This is a genomic window from Egbenema bharatensis FJBBOT/2019, from assembly GCF_048077055.1.
Classification (GTDB): domain Bacteria; phylum Cyanobacteriota; class Cyanobacteriia; order Elainellales; family Elainellaceae; genus Egbenema; species Egbenema bharatensis.
The window spans coordinates 4,170,293-4,183,891 of sequence record NZ_CP182236.1 but is presented as its reverse complement, the minus strand read 5'-3'; the positions used below and the strand labels follow the sequence as shown (position 1 = coordinate 4,183,891).

General features: G+C 50.8%; 9 protein-coding genes, 1 tRNA gene and 1 pseudogene. 4 read left to right on the top strand and 7 right to left on the bottom strand.

The annotated features are described in order from the left end of the window. Positions 1-114 precede the first annotated feature (114 nt). A complete protein-coding gene (locus ACM1PF_RS19325; protein WP_416666286.1) occupies positions 115-897 on the top strand; it encodes a hypothetical protein in 783 nt (260 codons plus the stop codon). Between the two features lie 57 nt (positions 898-954). On the opposite strand, the gene ACM1PF_RS19320 is transcribed toward ACM1PF_RS19325, so the two are convergent. The 3 genes from ACM1PF_RS19320 to ACM1PF_RS19310 form a co-directional block, all read right to left on the bottom strand. Then, entirely contained in the window at positions 955-2,214 is a 1,260-nt protein-coding gene (locus ACM1PF_RS19320) for a glutamate-5-semialdehyde dehydrogenase (protein ID WP_416666285.1), read from the bottom strand. A 17-nt stretch (positions 2,215-2,231) separates the two neighbouring features. Then, the gene (locus ACM1PF_RS19315) at positions 2,232-2,642 is read right to left on the bottom strand and encodes a hypothetical protein (protein ID WP_416666284.1); all 411 of its coding nucleotides are present in this window, start codon (positions 2,640-2,642) and stop codon (positions 2,232-2,234) included. A gap of 256 nt (positions 2,643-2,898) precedes the next feature. Further along, positions 2,899-2,970, bottom strand: a tRNA-Gly gene (locus tag ACM1PF_RS19310). A gap of 477 nt (positions 2,971-3,447) precedes the next feature. On the opposite strand from ACM1PF_RS19310, the gene ACM1PF_RS19305 reads away from it, so the two are divergent. Beyond that, on the top strand, positions 3,448-3,897 hold the full coding sequence (locus tag ACM1PF_RS19305) for a DUF6918 family protein (RefSeq protein ID WP_416666283.1): 450 nt from the start codon (positions 3,448-3,450) through the stop codon (positions 3,895-3,897). Between the two features lie 79 nt (positions 3,898-3,976). Here the strand turns inward: ACM1PF_RS19305 and ACM1PF_RS19300 are convergent, their stop codons facing one another. After that, a complete protein-coding gene (locus ACM1PF_RS19300) occupies positions 3,977-4,825 on the bottom strand; it encodes an alpha/beta fold hydrolase (protein ID WP_416666282.1) in 849 nt (282 codons plus the stop codon). 194 nt (positions 4,826-5,019) lie between these two features. After that, complete coding sequence (locus tag ACM1PF_RS19295; protein ID WP_416666281.1) at positions 5,020-5,742, bottom strand: lysophospholipid acyltransferase family protein; 723 nt, start codon at positions 5,740-5,742, stop codon at positions 5,020-5,022. A 936-nt stretch (positions 5,743-6,678) separates the two neighbouring features. On the opposite strand from ACM1PF_RS19295, the pseudogene metG reads away from it, so the two are divergent. Both metG and ACM1PF_RS19285 read left to right on the top strand, forming a co-directional pair. Beyond that, a pseudogene (gene metG / locus ACM1PF_RS19290) lies at positions 6,679-8,280 on the top strand (methionine--tRNA ligase); the annotation flags it as partial. 128 nt (positions 8,281-8,408) lie between these two features. After that, positions 8,409-9,023: a LabA-like NYN domain-containing protein gene (locus ACM1PF_RS19285; RefSeq protein WP_416666280.1), complete on the top strand. Its 615-nt coding sequence runs from the start codon at positions 8,409-8,411 to the stop codon at positions 9,021-9,023. Positions 9,024-9,039: 16 nt separating this feature from the next. Here the strand turns inward: ACM1PF_RS19285 and ACM1PF_RS19280 are convergent, their stop codons facing one another. Further along, a complete protein-coding gene (locus tag ACM1PF_RS19280) occupies positions 9,040-11,652 on the bottom strand; it encodes an endonuclease MutS2 (protein ID WP_416666279.1) in 2,613 nt (870 codons plus the stop codon). Positions 11,653-12,269: 617 nt separating this feature from the next. After that, entirely contained in the window at positions 12,270-13,580 is a 1,311-nt protein-coding gene (locus ACM1PF_RS19275) for a M16 family metallopeptidase (RefSeq protein ID WP_416666278.1), read from the bottom strand. Between the last annotated feature and the right edge of the window lie 19 nt (positions 13,581-13,599).

The following is a 13,599-nucleotide window of genomic DNA, read 5'->3' as shown; positions in this document are numbered from 1 at the left end:
ACCTTATATTCAACCTTAATATTCTCAGAATACTGAACCCAGCACGGGCAAAAGCAGGATAAGATTTTAGCACCCCCCTGCCCGGTATCTCTGCAAAATCAAATATTCAGTATTATGCAGGTTCTTTCCCATCGGCTTCGCAGTTTTCGCGTCACGTTCCCCCGACGACAAACCGCCCAGGTTATTTATGTTGAGCACCAACTGGCCGCGGCACTCGATGAACTGGGTTTAGCTCGATCGCGTCCGACCCTGGTACTGACCGGAGGGGCAAATCATTTAGACCGACGAGCGGCCCGTCGCTTGCAGCAATTCTTCAAGCATTGCCTGGTGCCCCTGGCTGAAACGCTACAACTGACGGTCATTGATGGTGGTACAGACTCTGGAGTGATGCGTCTGATGGGACGAGGGCGATCGCGCCATCGCGCTACTTTTCCATTGGTGGGAATTGCCCCTGCCAGCAAAATCCATCTCCCTCGAACGCCCCCTTTACCAGGCACCTATCCCCTCGAACCTCACCACACCCACTTCATCCTCACTCCTGGCTCCGACTGGGGTAGCGAATCTCCCTGGATCGCCCAAACGGCGACCCTGCTGGCAAACAATCAACCGTCGATTACCCTGCTGATCAACGGAGGTTCTGTGTCCCTGCTCGATGTCCAGGCCAGCCTTACCGAAAACCGCCCAACGTTTGTCCTGCTCGGAACAGGTCGCCTGGCTGATGAAATTGCCACCGCGATTCGATCGCCCCATACCCAGATTCGGACTGAACTGGCAGCGATTTTGCAAACTGGACGCAACCAAATTTTCCTGTTAGATGGCGCAAAAACTGGGGCTGAACTGCTTACCGTCTTAAGTCGGCAGTTTGTTGACGGGGATGCCGCCCAGTCAGCCAAGTAAAACGTTGCACAGGTTATTTGATCCCTAATCCCAGGGATAGAACCAGGAAGTAGTTAATTAGACCATGCCATTACCCTGCACAATATGCCTCAGCGTCGTCAGGGTTTCCAATCCGATTAGCCCTCGACGGTGTCCCTTTTGATTGGACATTCCCAGGGCGATCGAGCTACCGCGTTTCGGATTGCGATAGAAGCGGGGAGAGGCATTGATGTAGGTCATCGCGCTGTTCACCCCCAGGGCAAATAAACGGCTTTCCTGGTAGGATTCCGTCGCCAGACAGTCGGCATGACCACTGCTGTATTGATTAATCCAGTGGATCGCTGCTTCCAGTCCGTTCACGGTTTTGAAGGCGATCGTGTTGTCAAGGTATGCCTGTCCCCACTCAGAAAACTCAACGCCCGTTGCAAATAGCTCTGGATAGTTTTCCACTAAACTGGCATCACCCCGCAGCTTAAACCCCTTTTCCTTAAGGCTGCTCGCTAACATATTGAGAGCCGTCGAACTGTGCTCTCGGTGAATCAAAACCTTTTCGATCGCATTCACTGGATCCGGCTCACTGCGGTGACTTTCCAGAATCATCCAGCGGGCCATATCCAGACTGCCAGAAAGCGACCAGTACAGATAACAATTGCCGATCGCCGTTTTTAGCACGGGAGCGGTCGCCTGCCGCACGACCTGCTGTACCAGGCTCGATCGTCCGTAGGGAATCACCAGATTCACATACTGATCCTGCGTCACCAATTCCCGGATCAAGTCGCCATGATCCGTCGGCAAAAACTGGAGACAGTCCACGGGTAGTCCCGCATCGTCAATGGCAAGGCGTAGTGCCTGAGCGATCGCCTGATTGGAATGGCTGGCTTCGGGCCCACCTCGCAGAACCAGGCTATTCCCCGATCGAATACAAAGCCCCGCCGCAATCACCCCCAATTCTGGGAACGATTCGTAAATAAAAGCAATCACGCCCAGGGGAGTCAGTTGGCTGTAAGTTTGACATTCATCTACCTGATAGGAGGGCACATTCAGAATTTGCTGAATTGGATCAGAGAGTTCTGCCAGCCGTTGTAAAGTTTTTCCAGCCATCTGAAGTCGTTCTGGAGTCAGTTTTAACCACTCCAAAATCAGCTCTGGAACCGCCATCTCGCGGCTGATTTCCAGATCGAGCGTATTGGCTTCCAGAATGTCATCCTGCTGTTCTGCCAGCACCTCCGCCATGAGTTGAAGGGCACGACTCCGATCGGTTCCCTTCATCGCAGACAGTGCCAGAGCAGATTGCTGGGCGCGTTGAACAATAGCAACTAAATCAGTTAGAGAACTCAAGGAGGGTTCACAATTGCCTAATAACGTCTACAAACTAGCCATAGCATTAAGACTAGCATCATGGATAATACCAGTGCTGCAATGACGCGGAACGTAACACTCGCACTGAGGGGAGATTGTAACGTTGTTAACAGGAGCAAAAAAACCAGCACGAAAATCGTGACGAGGGTGAGGGGTAGATAGCCCCTGCCCAGGCTAGCATGAGCAACATTCCATTGATTTCCCGTCCATCGCCATGCCCGCTTGTAGGGATAATTGGTGGAAAGCTGCTCAATGACGTAGCCATTTTCCTGAACCACAAAAATCTGTTGACATCGATTACAGCCAAAGGCTTCCGTTAGGGCAATCGGCGTTAAACGTCCCCGACGGCGGCACGGGCACGGATAGTCAGTTGTTAAGTCAATTTTGTGAGGCTTCTGAGACTGCACAGCCAGCAATAAATATAGTGATGTCGTTTGTAATCTAGCAAAAACCAATTTCTCCGATCGGGTCTACAACCCTTCGGCTTAGACCGTATCAAATCAGGATTAACCAATGCCAACTACCTGAGATAGATATCGGATCAAGGAACGACCGGATACTTCTCAATGTAGCCTAAACCCCACGCTTATCGGTGATTGTTAACACTCTTTTCAAGGGAAACACACCATTTATTTACTCTGTGTTTATTTATTTGTAATCTAAAGCGGGTGATGGGATTCGAACCCACGACATCAACCTTGGCAAGGTTGCGCTCTACCACTGAGCTACACCCGCGAAAATCGCGCAATTCCTATAGTGTCAGAATTGGAGAGATGTGTCAACCTTTTTTTGCATCTGTCTGAAAACTCACTAGTAGACCTTCGTGAGTTTAGCTACCGTAGAGCGGGCATCCTGCCCGCGCAGGCTAGAAGCCTGCCCTACAGATGGTAGGCATATTCAAGCCGCAGTGTACTAGAGTTTGAGGAGTTGTCACCCCAACATCAGACAAACAAAAAATCCCCAACGTGAAGCCAGGGATTTGAATCAGGGTGCATCTACCACTTCAGTATTCACCACTACAGGAACTCAACCGGAAAAATTCCAGATTGCAACAATCCAACGCTGCCCAATATCCGATAACAGGCTGTTTTCTCTTCAAAGATTTATAGTTCTGTTAAGTAACATCGAAAGCAAGTGGAAAAATATTGCCTTTGGTCAAAAATCGTTAATAATCGGGAATCGTATATCTTCATTCGATGGTGTGAAATCCATATGGCACTTTACGAAACCCTTGGAAACCAGGATTTACGGGCTAGTTTGGTCGCTGATTGCGTCAAATTAATCGATGAGCAAGTGGCTGCAAAGAATGGAATTTCTGGATTGGCCCTGAAAGCAACCTACGGTGTCGTTAAAGGTGTTGGAGCAGGTTATATTCCAGGGGCGATCGATCGGCTGCTGCCGGAGGTGTTTGCTGCCCTTGAGCCAATGTGGGATGAAGGAAAGCAGGCGGGGGATCCCGTAGCCCACCTCACCCAAAATCGCACTCGAACAGCCGACGTTCTGCTCAGTGTCACGGATACCAAAATTGAAAAAACAGACAACGGTATTGTGCGCGCTTCTTACAATAAGCTACGTAAATCCGTAAAGGGAGATGTGGAGGAAGCAGTTCCCGGATTAGCCCAAATTATTGGCACCCATGCCACGGAACCCGTCCAAAAATAGGGGCGATCGCGGCTCAACCTGACAGAACTGCCCCTTTTCTGGGATCCCTCTGAGCAGTAGGGCGCACAGCTGTGCGCCCTTAACGGGTCTGTATTGAAACATTTTCACTGTCTGGGCTGGGTTCACCGTCTGGTAAAGGGGAAGCAGGAGTTTCAACAAACCGTGGTGCAAAACCGTTCGTTTTCATGATGTCGAATAAGTCCACATCAGTCTCCAGCAAGCAAGCATGACCGCTATGGGGTAAGACATGAACCCTGGCTCCTGGAATTTGATCAGCCAAATGTGTTGCTTCTGCCACCGAAGGGAACAAACAATCTCGCTGACCTGCAATCAGTAGGGTGGGTTGCACGATTTGCTGTAACTCCTGCGGCATTAACTCTAAACTCCGCAGCAAGGAAATTCGCCAGATTGAAGACTCTTGGGACACAGACTGCATGGCTTTGAGCAAGGCTTGTCGATCGTCTGCCTCGATCCGATTCAAGGCTGCCAGAAACGGCAGAAATCCTAAGCGTGACCACTGGCTCAAGGGTTCTGGGAAGGGTCGCACCAGATAGGAACCCCAGTAGATCCAGGGATGCCGCTTAAAGGCCGTTGCAGAATTGATCAAAATTAGGTGATGCACCAGATGAGGTGCATGGAGGGCAACTTTCAGCGACAAGCAGCTTCCGAAGGATTCACCACACAAGTAAACCGATCGCTCTGGCCGATGCTCCAGAGCCTGTTCAATTAAGCCCACGACCTGCTGCGTCAATTCCTCCCAGCTACTCAAATCATCCAGAGCGATCGTCAAACAACGAATATCAAACCCGCGCTCCAATCCTTCTAGCTGCCGAGACAACAACTCTCCTGTGCCGTCCATGCCGGGTAAATAGATAAACAGAGGTGCTTCAGGGTTGGTAGGTCTGGGCGTAAGGAAATGGGGATACATTGACGATATTGGCAAATCGAGATCAACAATGGACTGTTTTTGACGGGTTATGGAATTGATTGACTATAGGCATCAATTGACTATGGGAATCAATTGACTATGGAATTGATTGACTATGGGGTTTACCAATCATGGGAGTTGACTAATTTAGTAAAGGATTTCAAATTGACAGGAGAACAGAACGCCACCAGAGGTTATTTCAAGCAGTCGTGCAGTAGTGTTTGAATTTCAGCTTGACACTGGGTGGTCAGGTCTGTCACTACTGTTTTCGCGTGCTTGCCAGAATAGCGTTGACGTTGCGCATCCGTCAGCCAGATAGGATGCCCGATCGCCACGTTCACCCGGCGGTACAGCACCATTGGATGCCACCCCGACTGATTGAACAACGGTTCGGAGGGATCCACCCAGCTTAAAAGTTTGAGCGGAAACGGAGAGGTACTGAACTCCGTCTGAGGGGCGATCGCAACGGGAAGAATCGCCAGATCCCGCACAGGCGCACGCAGAGCCAGGTGGGCAAATCCCCGTTGAAACTCACCCATTTCGCTGGGATTGGTCAACTGCACCATCGGTTCTGCCCCCTCTGGGAAAATCCCAACGACCTGCCTGGATTGCAGTAATTGAGTCGCCTGATGGAAAAAACTTCGTTGCCGATGATCGGGTTCATCCAACGGGAAACACCCCATCCGAGTCACAAACTCCCGCAAAACCGGAACCTGTCCCATGTAGTGATGGCAAGCAAACCGAATGGTGCGATCGAGGGCAGCCATCAGGAGCGGAGCATCCATAAAGCTCCGGTGATTACTAATAACGACAACAGCACTCTCCTGGGGCACTCGATCCTGATGGTAGATAAAAGTGCGAGTCCCCAAAAGGGACAACATTTGCTGAGAAATGAGCAACGGACTTGACATGGACACGCTCTACCCTAACCCCTTCCTATTTTAATATTTCTTAATAACCATTCTAAGAGTGATACCGTACCGATGCCCTCCATCTCAAGCAAGAAATTGTTCTTTTGTACTACCTCACCGCTCCCTCGCCCGAAAGCGTCTGAGGCGATCGCTTTGACCTGCTCTTAAAACTATTACCGGAAACCATTGCTTTTTCAGCGTTTTTTTCAGCTTGCAGCATCGCGTTTCTGTGTTGCGCCGTGCTTCCCCCCAATCGGCTGGAAAAACTGAACCCAATCTACAGCGTGTCCATATTAAGAAGAGCCAGGACTGCCCTCAAAGGTATTAGTGGCGGGAATTATCCAGGAAGCTTAAATCATTACAGCAAACCTGAAATCTCATCTGGAGTTGTGATAGGGTGAAGTCGATATAGAGCGTCGTTCGTAAAGGATTTAGAAAAAATGACACATAAAATACAAAACATCCAAAGTTCTTAATAAAAGCCCGGTTCAACCTGTTTAACTGACTTGTTTTACGTCCACTCCAGCAATATTTTTTGGGCAGTGGAGCCGATTAGTCTGTGCGATCGATTCTCCAACGCTAGAATCGTACTGGGCTTACTTTCAGGGAGATGCTGAGATTAATAACATTAATCGCTTTGATAACTTTGAAAAATGAAACCCTTGTTCATGGGAAAATTCTTTGACAAAACTCAATCGGAGGAGGCAGAACATCGGCTGTGTCAGCTTTCTCAAAGCTGAGGGTCTGGGTCAGAATTTTAATCCCCAGGATTTTGATCCACCGATGCAAACTTTTTAAATCCCCCCGAAAACAACCCATAAAACATCTTGTGAATACTGCTGGGATTGCATCAGTAAAACCGGGACATTAGGTGTCACCCGTTTACTTCTTTCGCCCGTCGAGTATAGTTGTTCTTAGCCTGATAAGGTAGTTTTTAGCAAATCCATGAGTTTTAGAGCCGCTGATCAAGATACATTTGCAATTACAACACCGCTTTATTACGTTAATGCTTTACCGCATATTGGTAGCGCGTATACGACGATCGCAGCGGACGTAACAGCAAGGTATTATAGACTACAAAAAAAATCGGTTCGCTTGATTACTGGGACCGATGAACATGGGCAAAAAATTCAGCGTACGGCTGAGGAACAGGGGTTATCTCCCCAGGAACATTGTGATCAAGTGGTCAAAGGGTTTGAACAACTGTGGGAAAAGCTGAACATTCACTTCGATAGCTTTATCCGCACCACGTCTCCCCGCCATGAAGCGATCGTCCGCGAATTTTTTCAGCGGGTGTGGGAGAACGGTGACATTTATCTGGGGCAGCAGCAAGGATGGTACTGCGTCTCCTGTGAAGAATTTAAAGAAGAAAGGGAACTCTTAGAAGGACACCGTTGCCCAATTCACACCAATAAAGCAGCAGAATGGCGAGATGAGCAAAACTATTTCTTTCGCTTATCCAAGTACCAGTCGCAGCTTCAACAGCTTTATGCTGACCATCCTGAGTTCATTCAACCTGAAATCCGTCGCAATGAAGTCCTGAGTTTTGTCAATCGGGGACTACAAGACTTTTCTATTTCCCGCGTCAATGTCAGTTGGGGGTTTCCCGTTCCCTCTGATCCAAATCACGTGCTCTACGTTTGGTTTGATGCATTGTTGGGATATGTAACCGCTTTGCTAGAGCCGGATCAGGAGCCTACCTTAAGCAATGCCCTGGCCCAATGGTGGCCTATCAATGTGCATCTCATTGGTAAAGATATTCTCCGATTTCATGCAGTGTACTGGCCGGCAATGCTCATGTCTGCTGGACTACCCTTACCCGATCGCGTCTTTGGGCATGGCTTCTTAACCAAAGATGGGCAAAAGATGGGCAAAAGCCTGGGTAATGTCGTTGATCCCTATGCTCTGGTCGATCGCTATGGTTCAGATGCCGTGCGTTACTATTTTTTGAAAGAAATTGAGTTTGGCCGAGATGGCGACTTCAATGAAACTCGCTTTGTTAACATCTTGAATGCAGACTTAGCAAACGATCTGGGGAACCTTCTAAATCGTACCCTCAAGATGGCTTATAAATACTGCGATGGCAAAGTTCCTGAATTTAGCCCCGATAAGCCCCTGGCAGATGAGATTCTGGTTTCTAAGGGCAAAGGACTCGGCTCCCAGGTGGCTGAGGCGTACGAGTCTTTGTCCTTCAGCCAGGCTTGCGAAACCGTCTTAGCCCTCGTCAGAGCTAGCAATAAGTTTGTAGATGAACAAGCCCCCTGGTCACTTTACAAACAAGGCCATCAAACGGCTGTAGAGCATGTACTTTACACTGTGCTGGAGTCTGTACGGCTAGCTGCTTATCTGCTTTCACCGATCATTCCCACGATCAGCAACGCAGTCTATCAGCAGCTGGGATTCTCCGTTGACTTTAACTCAAAAGAGGTTGGCACGGCCTATTCCTATGAAGAACATGCACAATGGGGAGTATTGCCGTTGGGTCAACCGCTAGGCGAACCTCAGCCCGTTTTTCAACGCCTAGACTCTGCTTCATCCATATGATGTCCGTGTGATGAAGGAACTCTCTCCGTGGAGATAACACTCATCGTTTTTCTCTACCTAAGCTTAGAACGCTTAATATCAACTCTGCTTGTTTAATCCATATTAAAAAACCGAGGTATGAAAAAATCATGTTCAACACTCACAACGAAGGAGATTCTCCTGTTTTTACACCTGATCAGGTTCTGGAGAATCGGGGGCGCGTTGCCATTTTTATTGATGGATCAAATCTGTTTTATGCTGCGTTGCAACTGGGGATTGAAATCGATTATACAAAGTTGCTTTGTCGCTTAACCGCCGGCTCTCGACTGTTGCGATCGTTCTTTTACACGGGGGTCGATCGCACCAATGAAAAGCAGCAGGGATTTTTGCTCTGGATGCGCCGCAATGGCTATCGAGTCATTTCTAAGGATCTGGTGCAGTTGCCGGATGGCTCGAAGAAAGCCAATTTAGATGTGGAAATTGCGGTGGATATGATGGCTCTGGTCGGGTCTTACGATACGGCAATCCTGGTCAGTGGGGATGGCGATCTGGCCTATGCAGTCGATGCTGTGAGCTACCGTGGGGTGCGGGTCGAGGTGGTGAGTTTGCGATCGATGACCAGCGATAGTTTAATCAATGTCGCCGATCGATATATTGACCTGGATTCCATCAAGGAAGACATTATGAAAACCCCCCGTCAGCCAGGGTACACCTACCGCCCGCTTTCAGGCATTGGGCTGATTGAAGAACCAGCTGAGGATTAACTTTCCCCTTCTGCCCTTACTGAACATAGGCAACCGTCACCCCCGTACCGCCATCTGCTTGGGCAGCAAATTCATAGCGGGAAATTTGGGGGTGTCGCTTCAAGAATTCCTGAACACCGTGCTTCAGCTTGCCGGTGCCGTGGCCATGAATAATCCACAGCGGCCCTGGTTCAGCCCTGGCAATTTCTCGTTCCAGCACCACTTCCGCATCGGCAACCCGACTGCCCCGAAGATCGATCGTATTGCGGGAAGTCCGAACGTTGGGCGCGGTCGGTGCGGGTTCCGGTTCCGGCTGTCGCTCCTTGCTGCTGACCGCCTGGGGTTTGGGTTGCCTTTTTTCGGGTAAGTCTGCCTTTTCACCTTGAAGGGATTCCACATCGGCTAAGGAAACGGTCATTTTCATCAAGCCGAAGCGCACTGTCAGTTCCCCATCTTCATCAGGAGCCGACAACACCTCTGCCGTTTGCCCCAGTCGCGGAATGCGAACGCGATCGCCCACCTGGGGTCGAAATCCCGGTTTGGGTTTTGGCGGTTGTCGCCGGGAGGGGAGCCGATTTTCAGCAATTTGATTAATTGCATCGGTAGACTGTTGGGCCTCCTGGGCGGTGGGGGTTCCCTGTTGCAGCTTGCGGATCACCTGGGCAATTTCCGCTTTGGCATCCGCGATCGCCTGCTGAATCGTTTGCTCCTGCTGCTGTTTGAGATCCCGCTCCCGTTCCTTCAACAGGTTCGCCTTCCGGGATACCTCTTCATGCAAGCGTTCTGCCTGTTTCACCAACTCAGCGGCGGCGGCAGCCTTCTCCTCCTGCTGTTTTCGCTGGGACTCCAGTCCGGCAATCATGTCATTCACCTCGGCTGAAGCACTGGCTCCCACCTGAGTTTGCGCCGTTTCAATAATGGACTCCTTTAACCCCAGCCGACGGGCAATGGTCAGCGCGTTCGATCGCCCCGGAATTCCCCACAGCAACCGATAGGTCGGCGACAGGGACACATCATCAAACTCCACCGAGGCATTCTCAAACCGCTGATCTTGATACTTCAAGGCTTTCAGCTCACCAAAGTGGGTCGTGGCGATCGTCAAGGTGGCATGATCCGCCAGGTATTTCAGCAGTGAAATTGCCAGGGCACTACCCTCAGAGGGATCGGTTCCTGCGCCAACTTCATCGAGGAGGATGAGAGAAGAGTGAGGAGTGAGGGGTGAGGAGTGAGGAGTGAAGGGTGAGGTGATGGATTCTGGGTTAGATAATTCTGCCTGAGCTGAATCTTCCTTCCCTCCCGACTCCTGACTCCTGACTCCTGACTCCTGATTTCCGCTCTCCGATTTCCCCCTCCCCTCGATCGCCTCCAGAATCCGGCTAATCCGGCGAATGTGCCCCGAAAAAGTAGAAAGGCTTTGCTGGAGGGATTGCTCATCGCCAATGTCCGCCAACACCTGATCAAACCAGGGAATTTCCACAGGTTCGCGGGCGGGAACAAATAGCCCGATCTTAGCCATGAGCACAGCGAGTCCCAGGGTTTTGAGGGTGACGGTTTTACCCCCCGTGTTAGGGCCCGTAATCGCCACAACGCGAATGTGAGGTTGAATCACCAGATCGATCGGAACGACGGCTGCTCCCTGTTCATGGTGCTGTTGCCAGACCAGGAGGGGATGACGCAATTGGCGGAGGACGATCGATTCAGAAGATGGATCCGCTGGGCGTTCTCCATCGGCGTGGTACTGCAAGGGGGAGTCAGAATCTGGGGCAAAGGCGATAAACCGGGGCGGGTTGGCCTCCAGCCAGAGGGAATAGCGGGCACGGGCAGTGGACAGATCAAGGGTAGTGGCAATGATCAGTAGTCGTTCCAGATCAGGATGCACTTCCGCAACCAGCTCCGTCAGTTTTCGCCGCACTTCTTCTTCTTCTCGCTGCTCCTGGCGAATGAGCTGCCGAAACTGATTGCCAGAGTTGACCACCGCACTGGGTTCAACGTAGAGGGTAGCCCCGCTAGAAGAAGCATCGTGGACAATCCCCGGAATCACATCCTTGTGGGTGGCCTTGACTGGAATCACGAAGCGATCGCCCCGTTGGGTAATCACCGTTTCCTGGACTGCATTACCATGACGCTGGATCAGCCGTTGCAGCGCACTGTAGATCCGATCGCGGACTTGCCGAATTTGCTCCCGAACGCTTTCCAGCTTAGGATTGGCTCGATCGGTGACTTTACCGCGATCGTCAATGCAGCGATGAATTTCCTGCTCCAGTTCAGGATAGGTGCGCAGTTCAGCCACTAAGTTGGTGAGAACAGGCAAATCCTCCTGAGCATCGATCACCCGTCGGAGGTGTCTGGCTCCCGCCAGGGTCGTAGCAATGTCCAACAGTTCGTGCCCGGATAAGATACCGTGCCGCGCCGCCCGCTCCAGAGCCTCACCAATATCCTGAATCCCATCAAAGGAGAGTCCGGTGGGCAAATCAGTCTCTAGCCGATACGCTTCCTGGGTTTGAGCCAGAAGTTCCTGACTGGTGGCGATCGAAGTGGGGATCGGAACGTTACGAGCAGCAACTGCCCCCAGCTTGGTGGCAGCAAAGGTCGCCAGGTGTTGACAAAGGCGCGACCATTCCAGAAGATTTAATGTTTCGGCTTGAATCAATGTTCTTAGCAGTCACCCAAAAGGATTGATATAGCTACATTCTAACGGACTGAATGACCAAAGGCTGGGGGATAGGTTCAGGAGGAGTTTTTGGAGAAACCATGCAAATTGATAATCTCAAATTCTTGTGGATGGACATCTTGCCCCGCCCAGTCCACCCACTACAACTCTTGTGGGGTGGGCATCTTGCCCGCCCAATCAACATAAATTTCCCTTAGGAATGCAAATTGATAATCTCAAATTCTTGTGGGGTGGGCATCTTGCCCGCCCAGTCAACCAAGTAGAATGATTGACAAATTAATGATTAACAAATTATTTATTGCACAATCCTTAGAGCCAGAGTTTAATCCAGATTTAATCGATTTTAATCCTGAGAATAAAACAACCTTAAACTCAGCATGGGAGATTGATGGGGGTTAACAGCGTTAGCCTTGGCGAAGTTCCTTTCACTGACATCGAATCAATAAATTTAATTGACTTTACCAGCCCGAGCATGGTCGAAATCAGTCGAAATCGATCGGATGGCAGGTCAATGGATTGGTTGGCGGTGATGAACACCTAGGGTTGATCTGTAGAGGTGGGGCCAGAGGTGAGCCCCATCTCTACAGATTTCTTTCTCAGCAAGCTGTCTCCAGCAGATTTACTGCAACTTCTGGCCCCACCAGGGAAATATAGGGTTCGATGAAGTATTGCTCGGCGGCATACTGAATGTCTTCAACGGTAACGCTGTCAACCAAGCGAGGGAACGCTTCATCATATTCAATCCCCAGCCCCATCAACTCATACCAGCCGTAGACCTGAGCAATCTGCGCATTGGTTTGTTTGCCCAGGGCATATTGTCCCAGCAGCTTATTCTTAGCCGTCTGGAGTTCATCAGCGGTTAGCGGGGTGTGGCGCAGTCGATCGACCTCATGGCGCAGACCTTCCTGGGCAGTCGCCGTATTTTCAGGAGCGGTTCCCATATACACCACAAAATGGGAAGGATCGATGCGTGTGGGGTAAAAGGCAGACACTTCGTAGGCCAGGCCCCGCTTCTCCCGCAGTTCCACGAATAGCCGACTGGATAGCCCATTGCCCAGGTAGGTATTGAGCAATTTCAGGGCAATATGGCCCTCCTGCTTCACCGCCCCCGTGAGATAGCCCAACATGACGATCGCCTGCTGGGTATTACGCTGGGTCACAACTCGTTCGGGACGGGGAGTGAAGGGGGGATGGTGGAGCGTCGGCAGGGGCAACACCTGACCCTCATGGTGAGGCGGCCGCCAATCTCCAAAGTGCTGCTCGACTAAATTGATGGCCGCTTCAGGCGCAATGCGTCCAGTGATGCTAACCACCATATTGTCAGGACGCAGATAGGTTTGGTGATAGGTCTGGAGCAGGGTTCGATCGAGCTGCATGACCGTTTCTTCCGTCCCCAAACTGGGCAGGGCGTAGGGATGGGACTGGTACATAGCTCGCCGCAGCTGACTGTTCGCCACTGCAAAGGGCTGTTCCTTCATGGAACGAATACCTTGCAGTGCCAAACGACGTTCCAGTTCCACTTCCGCATCTGGGAAAGCGGGCGATCGCAACAGTTGAGCCGCCAAATCCAGCATTTCAACATAGTCAGCTGAGACGGTTTTGAAACTGAGAAGACAATAATCGGCGGCGGAATCTGCCCCTAAGCTAGCCCCCATCGACTCAACCCGCTCGGCAATTTGCTGAGACGTGAGCTGTTCCGTCCCTTTCGTCAACACTGCGGCCCACAGGTGAGACAATCCAGCCTGCCCTGGGGGTTCGTAACGACTTCCCGCCTGAATAAAGATGCGGGTGGCAATGATATCGGCCGTTGGATTATCTGTGACTAAAACGACCAGTCCGTTGCTTAAAACAGCACGATGAATCGTTCGGTTTTGCAGCGCATGGAGAGAGGTTTGATGAATTGGCATGAAAGAATTTGTACGGTGG